The following is a 22037-nucleotide window of genomic DNA, read 5'->3' on the forward strand; positions in this document are numbered from 1 at the left end:
TCCAATATCGTTCCAGTACGTTGGCCAACAGCCTTGCGCCCTTCAGGGTTCAAGGCGTCGCTGCAGGTATATCCAATCGACAATTTCATCATTAGGAACATAACCACTGACGGTATCGCGAAGGAGCTGGCGCACCCTCGCGTAGTCATCTTGCTCCACCGCGACCAACAACTCGCCCAAGATGATTTTGAGCGAATCCCAAGTAAGATGATCCTCATGGGCACTCATAATCATTGGGTGCTGAGTAGCGACCACGTTATCTCCAATCAACAACTCTTCATATAGCTTTTCACCGGGACGCAGTCCTGTAAACTTGATTGCTATATCTCCGTTGACATTTTTCTCTGAACGCACCGTCAACCCGGATAAATGAATCATTTTTTCAGCAAGCTCAACAATTTTTACGGGCTCGCCCATATCCAAAACGAAGACATCCCCGCCCTTCCCCATGGAGCCAGCCTGTATGACCAACTGTGCAGCTTCAGGAATAGTCATGAAATAACGGGTAATCTTTGGATGAGTTACGGTAATCGGTCCACCTGATTTTATCTGTTTATGGAACAATGGAATTACCGAACCTGACGAACCCAAGACATTACCAAAACGAACCATGGTGAAGCGCGTCTTGTTAACATGAGAAACATTATTGTTGTCATTAAATAGGACCGGAGCCAATTCACGGCTCAAAGCCTGCAGCGTCATTTCAGATAGGCGCTTTGTACTACCCATAATATTAGTAGGACGGACTGCCTTATCAGTGGAAATTAATACAAAGTTGGAAACAGCAGATTTTAATGCAGCCTGCGCAGTATTAAGAGTACCAATAACGTTATTCAGTATTCCTTCAGCTATATTATGCTCAACCATAGGAACATGCTTATAGGCTGCCGCATGATATACCGTGTCTACATCCCATGCTTTCATCACGTCCAGAAGTTTATGTTCATTACGGACGGAGCCCAGAATTGGCAAGACGCGCACCGACAGCGACTCGCGGGATACCCGTTGTTCCAATTCGGTAAAAACACTATATAAATTAAATTCGCTGTGTTCATACAACAAAATAGTAGTTGGATGCAACGAAAGAATTTGGCGACACAACTCCGAGCCAATGGACCCGCCGGCACCGGTAACCATTACAGATTGATTACGAATACAATGCTCGAGCAAGTCAGCTTGAGCGGGGACTGAATCGCGTCCTAACAGATCAGCGATGTCCACCTCTTGAATATCGTCAACTTTGACTCGACCGCTGGCCAAATCCATAAAACCTGGGACACTACGAACATGAAGGGGAAACCCCTCCAAAAAACCAAGTATCTCGCGACGGCGGCTACGCGTAGCAGAGGGTATTGCTAAAAGGATCTCCTGCGCGCCGGTTTCCTCGATCATTCGTTGTATGTGCTTTGGCTTATAAACTTGTAGTCCAGAAATAATCCTATCTGCAATACTGCCGTCATCATCAATAAAGGCGACGGGGCGCATGGCACGCCCCATTCGCAGGGCCGCCACTAGTTGATTCCCTGCGGCGCCGGCGCCAAAGACTGCGACTCTTGGCAGCCCATCGTCTCGATTAGCAAAGGGCACATGCTGTGCAGCCGTAAACCAATCGCCCAGAAAATACTGCCGCATCGCCAGTCGCAATCCACCAACCATTATCAGACTCAGCCACCAATAATTAAATATGATGGAACGCGGCACTAAATTCTGATGATTACTGTACCAATATACAATGACGCCCAATATCAGCGACGACAAACTGACCGCTTTAATAATCGCAATAAGCGCGTCATTCCCAAAGTAACGCATTACTGCACGATACATACCAAAGCGTATAAACAAGGGGATCGCAACGATCGGCGCGCTTAAAAAAAGCCAAGTATGAACAATAAGTGGATTGATCATATCATCAATACCAAGGCGGACCAAAAAGGCAATCCATAACGCCGTCCATACCAAGACAATATCCGCAGACACCTGAATGAGTCGCTTATGACGACGTGGTAGTCCAAGCAAAAGACCGCGCAACTTATCCATAACTCCGTCGTTTACCACAAACCGCTCCCCTATCGATAGCCTGCGGCGGGTACGCCTCCTGGCAACCCGCCACCTCATGAAAACTCTACAAGTGTAGTTTAAACCAAAGGCGATGCGTCCTTCTCTAGGCCTTGGCAGCCGCGAGGAGAACGCTTCTGATTACCTCACAGGTTTTGTCAATTTCAGCATTAGTAAGTGTCGGATGCACCAAAAACATAAGGCTCGTCTCGCCCAGTTCCTTAGCTACCGCTAACCGTACCTCCGGCCGCCAACTCGTATCGTCAAACGCCTTCTCAAGATAGACTTCGGAACAGGAGCCAGAGTAACAAGGCACCCCCTTAGCGATAATTTCAGAAATGATACGATCACGACTCCAGTCGGGCTTCAGCTGCTGCGTTTCGACGAAAACATAACATTTGTAAGCCGCGTGAACACAATCGTCCTGAACCACAGGCACGCGCAGTGCCTTCAGCTCCCGGGAACATGACCATATACGCTCAGCATGGCTGATCCGGCAATCGTGCCAATTAGCCATCCGGCGAAGTTGGATACGGCCAACGACCCCTTGCATCTCCAACATCCGCCAATTCGTGCCAAAGCTCTCATGCAGCCAACGGAAGCCCGGTTTATGCTCGCGCTCGTAAATTGCCTCCCAGCTCTTACCGTGATCCTTGAAAGACCACATCTCCGACCAAAGGCTTCGATCATTTGTCGTGACCATGCCTCCTTCACCACCCGTGGTCATGATTTTGTCCTGGCAGAAGGACCAGGCACCTATGTGACCTATAGAACCGACCGGACGGCCCCGATATTTGGCTCCATGTGCCTGGGCGCAATCTTCAATCACTTTTATGCCATGGCTATTTGCCAGCGCCATTATTGGGTCCATATCACATGGCCACCCGGCAAGATGCACACAGATAATTCCTCGAGTGCGAGGAGTCAGCACTCGTTGGATCGTTTCTGCGGTTATATTCTGCGAATCCCGATCCACATCAGCAAAAACAGGAATCGCACCGGCATTAATGACGCTGGATACCGAGGCGAGGAAGGTCCGCGGCGTAACGATAACCTCATCCCCAGGACCAATACGCAGAGCTCTGAGAGCAAGGTCAAGAGCGACAGTACCGTTAGCGAGAGCGACCGCATAATCCGTCCCAGCCCAAGCGGCGAACTCCTTCTCAAATTCGCGGCACTCCTGCCCGGTCCAATAGTTGACTTTATTGGAAAGCATTACGTCTCGAACGGCATCGGCCTCTTCCTGGGTATACGAAGGCCAAGGAGAAAATGGGGTATTCAACACGTTTTTACCTGCTATCCATAATTAATAAAAAAACCGTCAAAAACTCGGACGCCAGTCAGTCCTTCCAGCCGGACGGATCAACCCCTAACGATTGCTCGAGCAGGGACCCCTACCACCGTCATATTATCAGAAATATCTCCGACCACTGCGGCTCCAGCTCCAACCATCACCTTGCTGCCGATACGGACATTTTGTTTGACGCAGGCTCCAATTCCGATCCAGCTTCCAGCACCTACACTTACCGCCCCTGCCAACCTAGCTCCGGGACTGATATGTACACATGAACCCAGGATGCAGTCATGATCAATACTGCAACCTGTATTCAGAATCGCACCGTCACTTACAGAGGCATAAGCATTAACCACCGCCGAAGCGAACACGACGCTTCCCGCTCCGATACTTGCATAGCGACTTACTGTCGCAGAGGGATGTACCAGCACAGGAAGCCGAGCGTCTAAGGACTTCAATACGTTTAACTTTTCTTGACGCACATCATTATTACCGATAGCAACCAACACCCCATCGAACTCTTCTATCCGCGCAAGTAATTCGAGGGTGCCTCCGAGCACCGTCCACTTACCAATGGTTGTAATGGCCGGCCAAGCATCGTCAAAGAACTCAATAGATCGCCATCCCATGCATTCGGCGGCATCAGCGACAACCTTTCCATGCCCGCTTGCACCGAGAATCGCGAGTCTGTTCATTTTTCTGAACCTTTGAATTTGCTCATTGTGACTTCCCCATCGGCGCTAATTCCCTCACGAACCAATACTTTTTTTACCGTGAGAAAAATTATCCGAAGATCTAGCCATACCGATTGATTATTCACATACCAAACATCGAGTTTAAATTTTTCGTCCCAAGATAACGCGTTCCGCCCGTTCACCTGAGCCCAACCAGTAACCCCCGGACGTACTTCATGCCTGCGGAACTGCTGATCATTGTATAGCGGTAAATATTCCATCAGCAGTGGCCGAGGACCGACCAAGCTCATATCCCCCCTGAGTACGTTCCAAAGTTCAGGTAGCTCATCCAAGCTGCTCGCCCGAAGAAACCTACCGAAATCTGTCATCCGCTCAGAGTCGGGTAGCGGATCGCCGTTGACATCCAACCCATCTCGCATGGTCCGAAACTTAACCATTTCAAAAGGAACACCACCTAGGCCCGGCCTTATTTGACGAAACAAAACCGGAGACCCTAAACGTTTTCGGATCATATATGCGACAATTGCGATTACAGGTGATAATAAAATCAGCCCGACCAGGGAAGCGAAGATATCGAAAAGGCGTTTTAGCATAGGAAGTCCTTAAACCTAGGAAAGAAGGAACGCAGCATTGGTAATCATTTCGAAAGACGGCTGAAATGTTCACCAAAACGTCCGACACCGACACGCAAGGACAACTTTTTTTGATAAAAATCTTTCCCTCTCTCTGCCATCTTGTTACGCTCCTCAGTTGAAAAACTCATCAGCGTAATAATAGCATCAGCCAAGGCTTGAGGATTATCTGACTCGCTAATAACGCCACAATTAGCGTCGCGCACAAGATCAGCGGCATCGCCATCTACAGCCATTATTATCGGTTTACCTGCCGCCATGTAGGCTTGAGTCTTCGAGGGAATAGTGATCGTAAATAAGGGGTCTTTCTTCAAGTGCACAAGCAATGCGTCAGCGCTGGCAAGATAAACACCTACTTCACGCATCGGAACAGCCGGAATAAAATATACATTATCCAAGCCACTGCCATTCTTTACAGCCTCAAGCCTCGAAGCTTCCACCCCACCGCCCAAGAATATAAATTCGAATTCATAACTAATTTTTTGCAGTAATTGCGCTGCAGAGATAACAGTGTCTAGTGACTGTGCCTTACCCATATTTCCGGCAAAAAGAACACAAAATTTTGAAGCGCTCGGAAAGTTATTCGGACGAATGACGGATGAAACTTCCACCATATCCTCTGCGCACCAGTTGTATATAATATCTATTTTAGACTCAGGCACTCCCCGCTCAATCAAAAGACGCTTGAATCCCGGTGAAAGAACCACGATTTGATCTACGTGCCGGTAAACCCAGTCACACGCACGAGACACGATATTCAATAGTTTTCCGTTGGAAAACATCCCAGTGGCTCTAAGGGTATCGGGCCACATATCCTGTATATCATATACAACCGGAACGCCACGAAAAAAACGAACGAGCGCCGCCGCAACACCCACGGTTAACGGTGGATGATAGGCATAGATAACACTTGGTTTTTTTGCAAAAAAAAGCCCATAGAATAAAACGCTAGCTGCAAAACTAATATAGTTCAATATACGGCCAATGCCGCTTTGTCCATGACTCGGATAAAGAGGCAGCCGGGTAATGTTTACGCCATCAATGACCTCGCGTTGCACTGCCTTTATCTTGTATCCCGGGTAGACCTTGCCGCCTGGATAGTTAGGAAACCCGGTAACAACCTCTACTTCGAAACCTTGCGCAACCAACTCCCGAGCGAAGACCAAGCCCTTGAACGTCGGTTCAGGATCAAACCATTGAGTCAACAGTAAAACACGAATAGCCATTCGTTTTAATACCTTCTCCAGACGGTACGCATGACATAATCGCGATAACTGTGAATGATTCGAACCACCTTCTCAGCTACGTTAGGCATCGCGTAGTCCGCAACCAGCCGTAACGTGCGCTCATTACCACGAGCTTGTCCATCCAGCACCTGCAAACCTTGAATTATGCGCTCGGCCTCGAGCCCCACCATCATCACAGCCGCCTCCTCCATACCTTCGGGACGCTCATGCGCTTCGCGAATATTCAACGCGGGAAAATTGAGAATGGAGGATTCTTCGTTGATCGTGCCGCTATCCGACAAAACAGCTTTCGAATCCAGCTGAAGTTTGTTGTAATCCTTGAATCCCAAAGGCTTAAGCAAACGAATGTTTGCATGAAACTTCACACCCATCGCATCCACGCGCTTTTGTGTGCGCGGGTGAGTCGATACGATGACAGGATAGCCATATTGCTCGGCCACCTTGTTGAGGGAATCGACCAATTTTCCAAAATTCTTATCGGAATCAATGTTCTCCTCTCGGTGGGCACTAACAACAAAAAACTTACCTTTCGCCAAACCTAGACGAGTAAGAACATCCGACGCTTCGATGCCCTCGCGGTAGTAATTCAGCACTTCAAACATCGGGCTACCGGTTTTGATTACCATATCCGGCGAAAGACCTTCACGTAACAGGTAGTCGCGTGCGATCGTGCTATAGGTCAGGTTGATATCTGCAGTGTGATCAACAATACGACGATTGATTTCTTCTGGCACGCGCATATCAAAACAGCGATTTCCGGCCTCCATATGGAACGTCGGTATCTTCCGACGCTTGGCGGGAATGACTGCCATACAACTATTTGTATCGCCCAACACCAATAACGCCTCGGGCTCGATCTCCGCCAACACACGATCTACGCCAATAATTACGTTGCCGATGGTTTCAGCGCCAGTGGAACCCGCCGCATTCAGGAAGTGATCCGGTTTCCGGATCCCCAAATCCTGGAAGAAAATCTCATTTAGCTCGTAATCGTAATTCTGCCCTGTATGGACCAAAATATGATCACAGTACTGATCCAGCGCAGCCATCACGCGCGATAGACGGATAATTTCCGGGCGGGTTCCCACTACAGTCACGACTTTAAGTTTATTCATCTTTTGCGCCACACTTTATAATCAGAATAATTTTATAACCACAGCCGAACCATTTCCTAAGCATCTTCGGCAATGGGTCGTACATAGGTATCTGGCAGCTCACGATTGAAAATCTCGTTAGCCCAGAGCATGACGATCATTTCATCTTCCCCTACGTTGGTAATATCATGAGTCCAACCAGGTACAGTTTCTACGATCTCAGGCTTATTGCCAGTTGTAAATAACTCGTAATATTCATTGGACACGATGTGACGAAAGCGAAAACAAGCCTTACCCTTAATCACCAGGAATTTTTCAGTTTTGGAATGGTGGTAATGCCCACCACGGGTAATCCCAGGATGAGCTGTGAAATATGAAAACTGTCCACTGTCCGCCGTTTTAAGCATTTCAACAAACACACCTCGATGATCTCCGTATTTCGGAACCTCGTAAGTAAAACGGTTTGGCGTCAGGTAGCTGACATAGGTAGAATAAAGAGCACGGACCAGCCCCGTCCCCACCGGCTCAGTAATAAGGTTATTACGACTATCACGAAACGCCTCCAATTGCTTTGCCAGCGCCCCCACACTTATAGCATATTGAGGTTCAACCGTAGCAAAAGGAGCGGCCGATAACTTCCCGTCCATAGCCTCAGTAAAGTGCTTAACCACATCATCTATATAAACAAGATTCACGATTGCATTTGGATCGTTAATCTGAATCGGCAATCCATTGACAATATTATGGCAGAATGTCGCAACAGCAGAATTGTAATTCGGACGCGCCCATTTGCCGAAGACATTTGGCAACCGAAAAATACAGACCTTTATTCCGTGCCTGTTAGCCAGCCCAATCAGAGCCAGCTCGGCATTACGTTTGCTTGCGCCGTAAGCGTTATCTAGTTCTGCTTGACTGGAGGATGTATAAAGTACTGGGATGGTACGCCCCGTCGCGCCAATAGCTTCACAGATAATCCGAGTGAGATCGGCATTACCTGTTTGAAACTCCTCAGGGTCCTGCGGTCGGTTTACGCCAGCCAAGTGAAATACAAAATCAACATCCGCTAGCAGACCAGGAAGTTGAGCGACATTATTCTCACGAGTAAAATACACGATTTCAATGTCATTACGCTCACTCAGATGCGCAATGAGATTTTTGGCTACAAATCCTTTAGATCCAGTGATCAGAACTTTCACGCTATCACTCCTCGGGTGTAGCGTGCTCACCACGCTGGATCGCACGCATGAAATCAAGCTTCAATAGGAGCCGCTTCATTCCCTCTACGTCCAATCTTACCGTGTTATGAGAATTGTAATCCTCGGCGTGTGAAATTTTCTCTTCACCCTCTTCGACAAATTTCGAATAATTTAGATCACGCAAGTCGGGTGGCACTCTAAAATAGTCACCGCGATCCTCTGCACAAGCCATTTCCTCACGGCTCAACAATGCCTCATAGAGTTTCTCACCATGGCGGGTACCGATAACTTGAATAGGATGATCGGGAAGATCGAGCAGTTGTGTCAGCGCCCTAGCAAGGATTTCCACCGTAGCAGCGGGCGCCTTCTGGACAAATAGATCACCGTTATTTCCATGCTCGAATGCGTATAATACAAGATCAACCGCATCAGCAAGCGTCATCATAAAACGCGTCATATTCGGATCGGTAAGCGTCAGTGGTTTACCATCCCGAATCTGTTGAATAAATAAAGGAATAACTGATCCGCGCGAAGCCATTACATTGCCATACCGGGTACCGCAAATAACTGTCTTGTTATCGTCGGCACTGCGCGACTTGGCGACCATTACTTTTTCCATCATCGCCTTGGAAATACCCATGGCATTGATTGGATAAACAGCCTTGTCCGTACTAAGACACACAACCCGCTTGACGCCATTCAGTATGGCAGCCTCGAGTACGTTTTCGGTTCCGATTACGTTGGTTTTCACCGCCTCCATCGGATGAAACTCGCACGATGGAACTTGCTTTAACGCAGCCGCATGAAATATGTAGTCTATTCCGCGAGTCGCATTTATGACGCTTTGATAATCGCGCACATCACCAATATAAAATTTTAGTTTTGAACTTGCATAGGATTTACGCATATCATCTTGTTTTTTTTCATCCCTGCTAAAAATCCGAATCTCTGCAATATCGGTATCCAAAAAACGCTTGAGTACGGCATTACCGAATGACCCAGTGCCACCGGTTATTAATAGTGTTTTTCCATTAAAAATGGTCAATTATGCATCTCCATAAAATTTACTATTTTTCGTCCGACAGCGGAGCTGGTCTTATTTTCCAAGACCCAAATTCTAGCACAGGCCGCTTTTTTGGACAAAATCTGCCGATCCATTGCACCAAAAGCCACCAATGCAGAGCTAATCCCCTCTGAAGACGGATCGTCTATGACATTCAGGTGCTCAAAATATTCCTCGGGAATCCCGTCGAGCCGCGTGGTCAGTATGGGTATTCCGCTTACCATGTATTCGAGTAATTTGGACGGAAACGAATAACGAGTATAACGCTCATGCGGGTTCCGATTCATAATCAAACCTGCCGCAGTAGCCTGGACACGCTCGACCTCTCGAGGGCTAAGGAAGCCCAGATATTTTATCGACGGATGGCGCTCTGACACTTCCGAAAGATACAACTCCAACTCACCGCGACCACACAACCAAAGCTCAAATTTAGTATTAGCCTTGATGAAGCCCTCGACCAACTCTACTATGCCGTAGGCTTTACTTAATCCGCCTGCGTAAAAAATAAATTCTTTTGGTACGTCCGCTTCCACCGCAACGGAGGGCATCGCTACCGAGTTGGCAATACCTTCCAATACCAAGAATGGCTTGCCGGACCATTTGGCACTGTCCGTAACCATATATTTACTGGCCACGAAAACACCGGCGCCGCCGGATACAAATATATCAATAAGCCAAGAATCTATTTTTTTCAGTAACCTGGTTATCTTCCCTCTAGCCACCCCCATATCCATGAAGACTGGAAGATCAGGAATATACACAAAATATGGCACACCCAATAACTTTGCGCCTATGTAGGCAGCCACCAGATTAGGCGTATGGGCTGCATAGACGCACACCCAATCGACATTGGCTTTCCGCAGGCGAAACAAGTTGACAATTGATCCAAACAAGCGACTGAGCATTTTAATCAATGGAAAATTCACTAGCGGTATAACAACCCCGCCCCCCCAAGCGCCTTCCACTTTTGCCGCTGGGAAGCAAATCCTTTTGTTACGTGGGTATGTTGTCACAGCAATACTTGCAATTGTAGTAACAACATTACCATCAACGTGAAGCGCATCCAGAAACCGACCCTCAAGCTTATAGGCGGCTACTTGAGGATACGGGTCACCTTTCGAATATTTGTCAAAGTACTCATCTCCAACATAGAACCCCAACAAGACGATTTTTCTATTCATTTTGGCCTCTCGGAACCTAGACGGAGAACATACATAATAACCCGACATGACCAGAGCCTATGCCTACTGAAGTCACGATTGACAGTGAGCAAGGAGCCATGGACTCTCGCTTTAACCATCATCGACTCTACGGAAATAACCGTCGACCAAGCCCTGACGTATTCGAGCACAACCATTTACTCAGTCCCTCCGAAGACATTTCACACACTCTGCCGTCTTAAATAAAGAGAATCGTCCTAATATTTACCGCTCGCCTTACAACGCCGCAGCCGAAGCAGCTTGAGTTCTATTCACAACGTGGTGGCGTTTAAAAATTCTCTCCATTTGACCCCCTTCCAAAATGAAACCAGGGAAACCATCGTGAAACCAGTCAACCATAAGATCGACCTCATCCACCAAATGTCTGTTTCTATAAACTGAACAATCACATTGAGGAGGTAGCCTGCAGAATACGCAAAAATTGAGACCATAGCAGGCAGCGCAAAACTTTTATAAAAATTTAGCCGCTTTGACATACTTCCGACGACTGCTATTAAATACAAGACCTGAGCCAGAAGAACCCCTAGAGATATGCCATAGAGCCCCCATATCACTCCACCAACCCAAGCAAAAAAGAACGACATTGCTGCACAGATCAATGAAAGATACGCCAGCAATCTCATTTTCCTGTGCACTTCAAGTCGTTTCTGGAAATACACAGCTGCACTACTAATATAAACGCCAACAAATGCAAAAAAAATAACAGCGTGAGGTGCCCCTATTCCCTTGCCAGTTATCCTTTCAAAAAAATCCAAACCAACGAAATAGATAACCGACCAGAGCAACGAAAATGCCACAACCAGAAAACTGGACGAACTTTCTATTATCCCAATCGCAAATGTACCCGCCCTGAACTTATTAATAACAAAGGGATGAACCATCATTAGCAATGGCATGCTTAATAAACCAGCACCACCAATAAACAGATCTTTAAGTGACAAGTATGAATCGCCGTGCTCAATTTCATATAAGCCAATCAAAAGCCGATCAGATCCAGCCATGACCAACATACCTAACATCCACGGCGACAGGGCCGCGCCATAGGTATATATACGATGCAAGTCACCCCTGAATAGATAAGTATTCCAAAATGGTCCAGAAGGGGTGAGAAGACGTAGCGTGGAAAACAACATAAACGAAGCAGCGGCGGCGTACCCCACTGCCGACGCTAGTAATGCATACCTAAAATCAATTTTCCAAAACTGAAAAAAAATAATTATCCATCCAATTTGTAGAAACGCTTGCAGAAGCACTGCGATCAATTGTTGTTTAACCAGATAGATTCCTTGGCACACCGAAGACAGGAAGAAAAATACAATCTGACTAAAGCACAACGTCCAGACATATATGAATAAACTGCTCTCGTCGATAACAGCAACTGCAGTCGTTGCCGCCAGCAGGGAAGCAATTGGAGCGATCACCAGAACCACACCCAAACAGTTCACCAGAAATCTCGCCTTGTCCTCCACACCAGAATAATGATAAATAAATGAATTCCCAACCCAGCCGGAGCATAACTGAGCCGCCGTTAGTGCGCAAAAGATGCTAACGGAGTAGCTTACGTATTGACCCTCAGGGAAAAATTTATAAAGAAAAACAACAAAGAAAACACCCGCAACAGCTGGTACCATTTTCACCGGAATATAAAGTAGTAACTTTTTAAGGAACACATTCATAATATCTGGATTCCGCCTAGCTTTTGCGCCAACTTATATAAATAGAGAAACCTACACTAATGATGCGCAAATCATTCCGATAATTTTCCCGCGCAGAGGATCGCATGTTTGCGAGTTCCAGGCAAGACGCTCTATTAGCGCCAAGTTGCCGGAACAGTAGACCTAAAATGTGAGAACCTAGGACACGTACTGCTGCGCATGCAAGAATCGCAGATTCTTGGGCGCGCAATCGTAACAGGATTTTAGCGCATTCACCGCCGAACACGCGTACTTGATGCCCAGATATCGGACCTACGTGCCAGAGACTGGAGTAGGTGAAAGGCACCAGAATGGAGATTTCGGGCGAAGTCTAGGGAATATTGCAACAAACGTGGACGTATCTGCCAGATCCTGGTAGTGACGCTTCATAAGTGGCTATAGATGCACGGTTGACGATTTTATCTCCATGCTTGATATCAAAGCGCCATCCACAGTGATTAACTTCGCTCCCATGTTTTCTCGATCAGGAAATACGCGGATCGAATGGTACTCACCTGAATCTACACTCGACGCCGCTTCCTTTCGATACGCCCATAAAGAAATGTACACAATGGCCCCAACAACATTCCAATCAAGAAAGCAGAAATCACTACAACAGACAATGGCAGGTGCAGAAGAGAAAAGCCCAAGAAGCTCAAGGTTATGCCTTGTAGGTTTTCTAGTACAAACGTAGCAATGATCAAGACCAATACCAGAAAAAACACCACAACTGCTGCATTTATAAGGCTACGCATACTGACTCCTGATCCATATCAAACTTTTCAGTCCTCCTCCTCATTCACCCGATCCCTAAGCTCCTTCCCCGGCTTGAAATGCGGAACAAACTTCCCATCCAGGCTAACCGACTGCCCGGTCTTGGGGTTGCGCCCCACTCGCGGCGCGCGGTAATGCAAGGAAAAGCTGCCAAACCCGCGAATCTCAATCCGGTCCCCGGTCGCGAGGCATTGGGACATCTGTTCAAGCATGGTCTTGATGGCCAGCTCCACATCCTTGGACGAGAGCAACCCTTGATGGGTGACAATTCGTTCGATCAACTCCGACTTCGTCATGTTTTTCCCTTCTTTTTCAAGCAGCTAGGAAAATCGCTTCGAAGGTTTTAGCATGCCCGGAAGAATTTGAACAGCCCGGCTATTGACATATCTTCTGTACGTCGTAGGCGCCCTTTTTTCGTGCAGAGCAAAGAGAATCTGTAAATCAGCGACACATGACCAACATGGTACGGGTCACATAACCTGCCGGGTTGAAGCCAAAGGGGTATTGATCTTGGTCTTTTGCGTCGTCAGACCGGGTTATCACCTTGTAACCCGCGCCCTTGCACTCCTTGGCGGCCCGCTTCTGGCACTTCTCCCATCCGGAGCCCAACCCAGAGCAATCGATCTCGATGCCGCTGACACCGCGCACTGCGTGGGTCTTGGCGCTGGTAGCACAACCCGCCAGTATCAAAGCCATCGCGACCAATAAGAGCTTGTTCATTCAGATCCTTAGACAGGTCGACAGAGCACTTCCCAGGATATATTTGATTTACTTCATAAAAGAGACAGCGTGACGGGTCGGTTGGTTTCGCTATGCCTCGAAAGATCATAGCGTTGAGCCACCCATGACGCTTAGCTGTGGAGAAATCGCAGGCACAAAAAAGGGCGACCGAAGTCGCCCTTTTTCTATGGTCTGACAGAACTCAGTTCTGTTTTTCCATCTGTGCACGCAGCAGGTCGCCCAGAGTGGTAGGACCAGGAGCATCAGTAGCTGGCTTCTCGCGCAGGCTCTGGATTGCTTCTTTCTCTTCAGCATCGTCTTTCGACTTGATGGAGAGCTGGATTACGCGGCTCTTGCGGTCAACGCTGATGATCTTGGCTTCTACTTCTTCGCCTTCTTTCAGGACGTTGCGCGCGTCTTCAACGCGGTCACGGCTGATTTCGGAGGCTTTCAGAGTCGCTTCGATATCGTCGGCCAGGGTGATGATGGCGCCTTTGGCGTCAACTTCTTTCACGATGCCCTTAACGATTGCGCCTTTGTCGTTCTCTTGAACGTACTCGGAGAACGGATCGCTTTCCAGTTGCTTGATACCCAGGGAGATGCGCTCGCGCTCTGGGTCAACCGACAGGATAACGGTGTCCAGCTCGTCGCCCTTCTTGAAGCGGCGTACGGCTTCTTCGCCCACTTCGTTCCAGGAGATGTCGGACAGGTGAACCAGGCCGTCGATGCCGCCGTCCAGACCAATGAAGATACCGAAATCGGTGATCGACTTGATGGTGCCGGAGATTTTATCGCCCTTGTTGAACTGGCCAGAGAAGTCTTCCCATGGGTTGGACTTGCACTGCTTGATGCCGAGGGAGATACGACGACGCTCTTCGTCGATGTCCAGAACCATGACTTCCACTTCGTCGCCGACTTGTACGACTTTCGAAGGGTGGATGTTCTTGTTGGTCCAGTCCATTTCGGAAACGTGTACCAGGCCTTCAACGCCTTCTTCCAGCTCAGCGAAGCAGCCGTAGTCGGTGAGGTTGGTAACACGAGCGGTAACACGAGTGCCTTCTGGGTAACGGGCTTTGATAGCGACCCATGGATCTTCACCCAGTTGCTTGAGGCCCAGGGAAACACGATTGCGCTCGCGATCGTACTTCAGAACCTTGACATCGATCTCGTCGCCAACGTTGACGATTTCCGAAGGATGCTTGATACGCTTCCAGGCCATGTCGGTGATGTGCAGCAGGCCATCGACGCCACCCAGATCGACAAATGCGCCGTAATCGGTGAGGTTCTTGACGATACCCTTGACCTGCTGGCCTTCCTGCAGCGATTCCAGCAGAGCTTCACGCTCGGCGGAGTTCTCGGCTTCCAGGACACTGCGACGGGAAACGACAACGTTGTTGCGCTTCTGGTCCAGCTTGATGACCTTGAATTCCAGCTCTTTGCCTTCCAGGTGCGTGGTGTCGCGCACTGGACGGACGTCAACCAGGGAACCTGGCAGGAACGCACGGATGCCGTTAACGTCGACAGTGAAGCCGCCTTTAACCTTACCGTTGATAACGCCCTTGACCACTTCCTCAGCTGCGAAGGCCGCTTCCAGAACGATCCAGCATTCAGCACGCTTGGCTTTTTCACGGGACAGCTTGGTTTCACCAAAGCCATCTTCAACCGAGTCCAGCGCAACGTGAACTTCGTCACCGACGTTGATGTTCAGTTCGCCAGCGTCGTTGTAGAACTGCTCAAGCGGGATCAGCGCTTCAGACTTCAGACCAGCGTGAACGGTTACCCAGCGAGCCTGGTAATCGATATCAACGATAACGCCGGTGATGATGGAGCCTGCCTGAAGGTTCAGGGTTTTCAAGCTTTCTTCAAAGAGTTCCGCAAAGCTTTCGCTCATTTTAATTCCTGTTGATTAGGGCGAAGTAAACGCCCATCTCCACACCCCAGACGATGTGGGTTAGTTTCATATAAAAGAAGCGCCGCAGGACTATGACTGGTCCCCTGCGGAGCTTCCTGTCACCCGGCGATATCGCGAAGCGCGATCTCGCTCATGATGCGTTGCAACACCTGATCAATGGACAACTCCGTGGAATCCAGCTGAATCGCATCGGCCGCCGGCTTTAGCGGGGCTACTGCGCGCTGGGTATCACGCTCGTCGCGTGCACGGATCTCATCTAGCAGACTCGACAGACTAACATCCTCGCCTTTGCCCTTCAACTGCAAATATCGGCGGCGAGCCCGCTCCTCCGCGCTGGCGGTGAGGAATATCTTCAGCGGCGCATCCGGAAATACCACCGTGCCCATGTCGCGGCCATCGGCCACCAGTCCCGGCGGCTCCTGGAACGCCCGTTGACGCTGCAGCAGCGCTTCGCGCACCGCCGGCAGCGCGGCGACCTGGGAGGCCCCGGCGCCAACGCTTTCGGTACGGATGACGTCGCTGACTTCGTCACCTTCCAGGATGATGCGCTGCAACTGGCCATCGGTGGCGGCGATGAACTGCACGTCCAGATGGGCGGCCAGGGCCTTGAGCAGTTCCTCGTTGGTCAGGTCGACGCCATGGTTCTTGGCGGCGAAGGCCAGCAAGCGATAGAGGGCGCCGGAATCGAGCAGATTCCAGCCCAGTTGCTTGGCCAGCATGCCGGCGATGGTGCCCTTGCCCGAGCCGCTTGGGCCATCGATGGTGATGACCGGTGCCTTGATGTTCACGACTGTGCCTCTTGTGCTACTCGAATACCGACCTGCGCGCACAACGCCAGGAAGTTCGGGAAAGACGTGGCGACGTTTGCGCAGTCATGGATGCGGATCGGCGCGCTGGCGCGCAGGGACGCAACACTGAAGGCCATGGCGATGCGGTGATCACCGTGACCATGGACTTCGCCACCGCCAATCTGGCCACCATCAATGATGATGCCGTCCGGTGTCGGTTCGCATTTGACGCCAAGGGCCAGCAGGCCGTCGGCCATCACCTGAATGCGATCCGACTCCTTGACCCGCAGCTCTTCGGCGCCGGTCAGCACTGTGCGGCCTTCTGCGCACGCCGCCGCCACGAACAGCACCGGGAACTCGTCGATCGCCAGGGGAACCAGCGCCTCGGGAATCTCGATGCCTTTGAGTTTAGCCGCTCTTACGTGTAAGTCTGCAACGGGCTCGCCGCCCACTTCACGCTGGTTTTCCAGAGTGATGTCGGCGCCCATCAGGCGCAGGATGTCGATCACGCCGGTACGGGTCGGGTTGATCCCGACGTGTTCGAGTACCAGGTCGGAGCCTTCGGCGATCGACGCGGCCACGAGGAAGAACGCCGACGAGGAAATATCGCCCGGCACTTCGATGTGGGTCGCGGTCAGCTTGCTGCCCGATTCGACAGACGCGGTAGCGCCGTCAACGCTGACCGGATAACCGAAACCACGCAACATGCGCTCGGTGTGGTCGCGGGTCGGCGCCGGCTCGGTGACGGTGGTCTTGCCTTCGGCATACAGACCGGCCAGCAGCAGGCAGGACTTCACCTGGGCGCTGGCCATCGGCATGGTGTAGGTCAGGCCCTTGAGCTTGTTGCCGCCGCGAATGGTCATCGGCGGGCGACCGTCAGCCGCGGTCTCGATCACCGCACCCATTTCCCGCAGCGGGTTGGCGACGCGGTTCATCGGACGCTTGGACAGCGAGGCATCACCGGTCAGGGTACTGTCGAAGTCCTGGGCGGCCAGCAGGCCGGACAACAGGCGCATCGACGTGCCGGAGTTGCCCAGGTAGATCGGGCCCGGAGCGGGCTTCAGACCGTGCAGGCCAACACCATGGATGGTTACGCGGCCGTGGTGTGGCCCCTCGATGACCACACCCATGTCGCGGAACGCTTGCAGCGTTGCCAGGGCGTCTTCGCCCTCGAGGAAACCTTCCACCTCGGTCACGCCCTCAGCCAGGGAGCCGAGCATGATCGAGCGGTGGGAAATCGATTTATCGCCCGGTACACGAATCCGCCCACTCAGGGAGCCACCAGGTTGTGCCAGGAAAATCAGATCGTTGGAGTTCATAGCGTCCACATAGGCCCGACGGGCCAGGATTTTACTGAAATGCTCGCGGGCCACCCTGGCGCGCGTGAAAACGCCCAGCAATTGGTGCCCGTCCCCTGCATCGACCGCGTCGCGCAAGGCGTCGAGGTCGCTGCGAAATGTATCGAGTGTGCGCAGGACAGCTTCGCGGTTGGCGAGGAAGATGTCGTGCCACATGACCGGGTCGCTACCCGCGATTCTCGTGAAATCGCGGAAACCGCCGGCAGCGTAACGGAAGATCTCAAGATTTTCATTGCGTTTGGCCAATGAATCCACCAGACCGAACGCCAACAAGTGCGGCAAATGGCTGGTAGCGGCCAATACTTCGTCGTGTCGCTCGACCTGCATGTGCTCGACATCGGCCCCCAGCTCGCGCCACAGACGGTCCACCACCGACAATGCCGCGGGATCGGTCTGGTCCAGCGGCGTCAAAATGACCTTATGACGACGGAACAGCTCGGCGTTGGATGCCTCTACCCCGCTCTGCTCGGAGCCGGCAATCGGATGACCGGGCACGAAGCGCGCCGGCATGCCGCCGAACGCCTCGGTCGCCGCCCGCACGACATTGCCCTTGGCGCTGCCGACATCGGTGAGAATCGCTTGCCCGAGGTCCATGCCGGCCAACCGGGCCAGCAGTTTCTCCATGGCCAGGATCGGCACCGCCAGCTGGATCACGTCAGCCCCTTGGCAGGCGACCAGCAGGTCATCCTCGCAGCGATCCACCACGCCCAGCTCGACGGCGAGCCTGCGTGATTGCGGATCGAGGTCGACCCCTACGACTTCCCGGCACAGCCCGCTTTCACGCAGGCCCTTGGCGAACGAACCGCCGATCAACCCCAGGCCGACCACCACCAGGCGACCGATCATAGGTGTCGCAGGTTGCAGCGAGGTGACATCAACCACGAGCCAGGACCTTGCTCAGCGCCTCCAGGAAACGGCTGTTTTCCGCCGGCAGGCCGACGGTGACCCGCAGGTGATTCGGCATGCCGTAATTGGCCACCGGACGGACGATCACGCCTTCGCGCAGCAAGCCCTGGAACACCGGCGCCGCGACGCAGCCCACGTCGACACAAATGAAATTGCCCTTGGAAGGAATCCAGCTCAGCCCCAGCTCACGGAAGCCGGCTTCCAACTGCTGCATACCGGCCTCGTTCAAGCGGCGGCTCTCGGCCAGGTAGGCCTCGTCCTGCAAGGCGGCGCAGGCGGCGGCCAGGGCGAAGCTGTTGACGTTGAACGGTTGGCGCACGCGGTTCAGCACATCGGCCACCACTGCGGTGGAGAGGCCGTAACCGACCCGCAGCGACGCCAGGCCATAGGCCTTGGAGAACGTGCGCGACACCAGCAGGTTCGGATACGCGGCGAGGAAATCCAGGCCGTCGGGCAGGTCGCTGCCCTCGGCGTACTCGATGTAGGCCTCGTCCAGCACCACCAGCACGTGCTCGGGCACGTCCTGCAGGAAGTCGTCCAGGGCCTGGGCATCGAACCAGGTGCCGGTCGGATTGTTCGGGTTGGCGATGAAGACCACGCGGGTATTGGCGTCGATGGCGGCCAGCATGGCCGGCAGATCGTGCCCCCAATCCTTGGCCGGAACCACATGGGCATCGGCACCTACGGCCTGGGTGGCAATCGGATAGACCGCAAACGCATGCTCGCTGAACACAGCGTTCAGGCCCGGCGCCAGATAGGCACGAGCGACCAATTCGAGAATGTCGTTAGAGCCGTTACCCAGGGTCACCTGGCTCAGCTCGACGCCGCAGCGCTCGGCCAGCAGGCTTTTCAAGGCAAAGCCATTACCGTCGGGGTAGCGGGTCAGCTCGGCCAGTTCATCGCGGATCGCCGCCAATGCCTTGGGGCTCGCGCCCAGCGGGTTTTCGTTGCTCGCCAACTTGACGATGCTGGCCGGATCCAGATCCAGCTCGCGAGCCAGTTCGTCCACAGGCTTGCCTGGAACGTAAGGCGAAAGTTGTTGCACGCCTGGCTGCGCCAGTGCGAGGAAGTTGCCACTCATTGCTATCCGCCCTTAAAGAACTGCCTTGGGGTAGGAACCCAGCACCTTGAGTGCCACTGCTTCCTGACTGATTTTCTCCAGCACACCTTTGACCAGCGGATCGCGGTGGTGGCCGACAAAATCGATGAAGAACACGTAGGTCCATTTACCGCTGCGCGACGGACGGGTCTCGATCCGCGTCAGGTCGATCCCATTGTCGTGGAACGGCACCAGCAATTCGTGCAACGCGCCCGGCTTGTTGCTCATGGAAACGATGATCGAGGTCTTGTCGTCGCCGGTCGGTGGGACTTCCTGGCTGCCGATCATCAGGAACCGAGTGGAGTTGTCCGGACGGTCCTCGATTTTCTCGGCCAGGCGCGTCAAGCCGTAGAGGCCTGCCGCCATATCCCCGGCGATGGCCGCCGAGTTCCACTCGCCCTTGACCCGCTTGGCCGCCTCGGCGTTGCTCGACACTGCCACTCGCTCGACATTCGGGTAATGCGCGTCCAGCCATTTGCGGCACTGGGCCAGGGACTGGGCGTGGGAATAGATGCGGCTGATGCTGTCGGTCTTGGTGCTCTCGCCCACCAGCAGGTGATGGTGGATCCGCAGCTCGACTTCGCCACAGATCACCATGTCGTGTTCGAGGAAGCTGTCCAGCGTGTGGTTGACCGCGCCTTCGGTGGAGTTTTCCACTGGCACCACACCGAAATTCACCGCGCCGGCGGCCACTTCGCGGAAGACTTCGTCGATGGCCGCCATCGGCTTGCTGATCACCGCGTGACCGAAATGCTTCATGGCGGCAGCCTGGGTGAAGGTGCCTTCCGGCCCCAGGTACGCAACCTTCAGCGGCTGTTCGAGGGCCAGGCACGAGGACATGATTTCGCGAAACAGCCGCGCCATCTCTTCGTTGCCCAGCGGGCCCTTGTTGCGCTCCATGACGCGCTTGAGCACCTGGGCTTCGCGCTCCGGCCGGTAGAACACCGGCACTTCGCCTTCCGCCAGGGAAGCCATCTTCACCCGGGCGACTTCCTGGGCGCAGCGTGCACGCTCGCTGATCAGTTCCAGGACTTTTTCGTCCAGGGCGTCGATGCGCAGGCGCAGCGCCTTGAGTTCTTGCTCAGACATCAGCCGTGTTCCTTCTCGAACTCTGTCATGTAGGCGACCAGCGCATTGACGGCGTTGATGTCTACAGCGTTGTAGATGGAGGCGCGCATGCCGCCGACCGAGCGGTGGCCCTTGAGGTTCAGCAGGCCGCGCTCGTCGGCGCCGGCCAGGAACGGCTTGTCGAGACGGTCGTCCGCCAGGCGGAACGGCACGTTCATCCACGAGCGGTCGGATTTGTTGATCGGGTTGCTGTAGAGGCCGCTGGCGTCGATGAAGTCATACAGCGTGCGCTGTTTCACTTCGTTGAGCTTGCCGATGGCTTCGACACCGCCCTGCTCTTTCAGCCACTCGAACACCAGGCCCGACAGGTACCAGGCCAAAGTCGGCGGGGTGTTGTACATCGAGCCGTTGTCGGCCGCGACCTTGTAGTTGAGCATGGTCGGGCACAGGGAACGGGCGCGACCGAGCAGGTCTTCGCGGATGATCGCGACCAGGATGCCGCTCGGGCCGATATTTTTCTGGGCGCCGGCGTAAATCATGCCGAAACGGGAGATATCCACAGGACGCGAGAGGATGTCCGAGGACATGTCGGCCACCAGCGGCACGTCACCGGTTTCCGGGATCCAGTTGAATTCCAGGCCACCGATGGTTTCGTTCGGCGCGTAGTGCACATAGGCCGCGTCCTTGGACAGGTTCCACTCGTTCTGGCCGGGGATCGCGAAATAGTCGTAAGGCTTGGCGGTGGCGGCAACGTTGACGTGGCCGTAGCGCGACGCTTCTTCGATGGCTTTCTGCGACCAGATACCGGTGTCGATGTAGTCGGCCTTGCCACTTTCCGGCAACAGGTTCAACGGAATCTGCGCGAACTGCTGGCTGGCGCCGCCCTGCAGGAACAGCACTTTGTAGTTGGACGGGATGTTCAGCAGATCGCGCAGATCCTGCTCGGCCTTGGTCGCGATGGACACGAACTCATCGCTGCGATGGCTCATTTCCATGACGGACAGGCCCTTGCCATGCCAATCGAGAAGTTCGCCCTGGGCGCGCTTCAGGACCGCTTCAGGAAGCGCCGCCGGGCCGGCACAGAAGTTATAGGCTCTCTTGCTCACATCCAATCTCGCTCTGATCTGGTGGTCACTTAAATCTTCTGATTTGCACCGATCCCGCAGGGCTACCGCTCACTCAAGGCATGGATGAATTCGTGGCGAGGGAGCTTGCTCCCGCT

At 52.6% G+C, this 22037-nt stretch carries 19 protein-coding genes; all 19 read right to left on the reverse strand.

What is annotated here, in order from left to right; all coding sequences use genetic code 11:
- Positions 1-42: 42 nt before the first annotated feature.
- A complete protein-coding gene (locus J3P97_RS18790; protein ID WP_434672496.1) occupies positions 43-2037 on the reverse strand; it encodes a polysaccharide biosynthesis protein in 1995 nt (664 codons plus the stop codon).
- Positions 2038-2161: 124 nt separating this feature from the next.
- Positions 2162-3340 (reverse strand): DegT/DnrJ/EryC1/StrS family aminotransferase, encoded by a 1179-nt coding sequence (locus tag J3P97_RS18795; protein ID WP_434672497.1) that lies wholly within the window; start codon positions 3338-3340, stop codon positions 2162-2164.
- A 77-nt stretch (positions 3341-3417) separates the two neighbouring features.
- Positions 3418-4044 carry an acetyltransferase gene (locus tag J3P97_RS18800; protein ID WP_434572744.1) on the reverse strand — a complete coding sequence of 209 codons (627 nt, stop codon included), beginning with the start codon at positions 4042-4044 and terminating at the stop codon, positions 3418-3420.
- The gene (locus J3P97_RS18805) at positions 4041-4637 is read right to left on the reverse strand and encodes a sugar transferase (RefSeq protein WP_434672498.1); all 597 of its coding nucleotides are present in this window, start codon (positions 4635-4637) and stop codon (positions 4041-4043) included. Before J3P97_RS18805 ends, J3P97_RS18800 begins: the two co-directional genes overlap by 4 nt.
- A gap of 44 nt (positions 4638-4681) precedes the next feature.
- A complete protein-coding gene (locus J3P97_RS18810; protein ID WP_434672499.1) occupies positions 4682-5902 on the reverse strand; it encodes a glycosyltransferase family 4 protein in 1221 nt (406 codons plus the stop codon).
- A gap of 5 nt (positions 5903-5907) precedes the next feature.
- Complete coding sequence (gene wecB, locus J3P97_RS18815) at positions 5908-7038, reverse strand: non-hydrolyzing UDP-N-acetylglucosamine 2-epimerase (RefSeq protein WP_434572739.1); 1131 nt, start codon at positions 7036-7038, stop codon at positions 5908-5910.
- 56 nt (positions 7039-7094) lie between these two features.
- Positions 7095-8213 (reverse strand): UDP-2-acetamido-2,6-beta-L-arabino-hexul-4-ose reductase, encoded by a 1119-nt coding sequence (gene wbjC / locus J3P97_RS18820; RefSeq protein WP_434672500.1) that lies wholly within the window; start codon positions 8211-8213, stop codon positions 7095-7097.
- Positions 8214-8217: 4 nt separating this feature from the next.
- Positions 8218-9252, reverse strand: coding sequence for a polysaccharide biosynthesis protein (locus tag J3P97_RS18825; protein WP_434574137.1), 1035 nt, complete (start codon positions 9250-9252; stop codon positions 8218-8220).
- A 2-nt stretch (positions 9253-9254) separates the two neighbouring features.
- Positions 9255-10457 carry a glycosyltransferase gene (locus J3P97_RS18830; protein ID WP_434672501.1) on the reverse strand — a complete coding sequence of 401 codons (1203 nt, stop codon included), beginning with the start codon at positions 10455-10457 and terminating at the stop codon, positions 9255-9257.
- Positions 10458-10747: 290 nt separating this feature from the next.
- Complete coding sequence (locus tag J3P97_RS18835; RefSeq protein WP_434672502.1) at positions 10748-12172, reverse strand: sugar transporter; 1425 nt, start codon at positions 12170-12172, stop codon at positions 10748-10750.
- Between the two features lie 539 nt (positions 12173-12711).
- A complete protein-coding gene (locus J3P97_RS18840; protein WP_434572735.1) occupies positions 12712-12945 on the reverse strand; it encodes a lipopolysaccharide assembly protein LapA domain-containing protein in 234 nt (77 codons plus the stop codon).
- Between the two features lie 27 nt (positions 12946-12972).
- The gene (gene ihfB / locus J3P97_RS18845; RefSeq protein ID WP_434572733.1) at positions 12973-13260 is read right to left on the reverse strand and encodes an integration host factor subunit beta; all 288 of its coding nucleotides are present in this window, start codon (positions 13258-13260) and stop codon (positions 12973-12975) included.
- A gap of 145 nt (positions 13261-13405) precedes the next feature.
- Positions 13406-13684: a hypothetical protein gene (locus tag J3P97_RS18850; protein WP_434601434.1), complete on the reverse strand. Its 279-nt coding sequence runs from the start codon at positions 13682-13684 to the stop codon at positions 13406-13408.
- A gap of 202 nt (positions 13685-13886) precedes the next feature.
- The gene (rpsA, locus tag J3P97_RS18855) at positions 13887-15575 is read right to left on the reverse strand and encodes a 30S ribosomal protein S1 (RefSeq protein WP_186704721.1); all 1689 of its coding nucleotides are present in this window, start codon (positions 15573-15575) and stop codon (positions 13887-13889) included.
- 119 nt (positions 15576-15694) lie between these two features.
- A complete protein-coding gene (gene cmk / locus J3P97_RS18860) occupies positions 15695-16384 on the reverse strand; it encodes a (d)CMP kinase (RefSeq protein WP_434572729.1) in 690 nt (229 codons plus the stop codon).
- Entirely contained in the window at positions 16381-18588 is a 2208-nt protein-coding gene (locus J3P97_RS18865) for a bifunctional prephenate dehydrogenase/3-phosphoshikimate 1-carboxyvinyltransferase (RefSeq protein ID WP_305501208.1), read from the reverse strand. Before J3P97_RS18865 ends, cmk begins: the two co-directional genes overlap by 4 nt.
- A 28-nt stretch (positions 18589-18616) precedes the next feature.
- Positions 18617-19729 (reverse strand): histidinol-phosphate transaminase, encoded by a 1113-nt coding sequence (gene hisC / locus J3P97_RS18870; RefSeq protein WP_434629318.1) that lies wholly within the window; start codon positions 19727-19729, stop codon positions 18617-18619.
- Positions 19730-19741: 12 nt separating this feature from the next.
- Positions 19742-20836, reverse strand: a complete 1095-nt coding sequence (gene pheA / locus J3P97_RS18875; protein ID WP_305499689.1) for a prephenate dehydratase — start codon at positions 20834-20836, stop codon at positions 19742-19744.
- Positions 20836-21921 carry a 3-phosphoserine/phosphohydroxythreonine transaminase gene (gene serC / locus J3P97_RS18880; RefSeq protein WP_434601436.1) on the reverse strand — a complete coding sequence of 362 codons (1086 nt, stop codon included), beginning with the start codon at positions 21919-21921 and terminating at the stop codon, positions 20836-20838. The genes pheA and serC overlap by 1 nt, the downstream gene beginning before the upstream one ends.
- Positions 21922-22037 lie beyond the last annotated feature (116 nt).

This window comes from Pseudomonas sp. R1-15, assembly GCF_051132085.1.
GTDB lineage: Bacteria > Pseudomonadota > Gammaproteobacteria > Pseudomonadales > Pseudomonadaceae > Aquipseudomonas.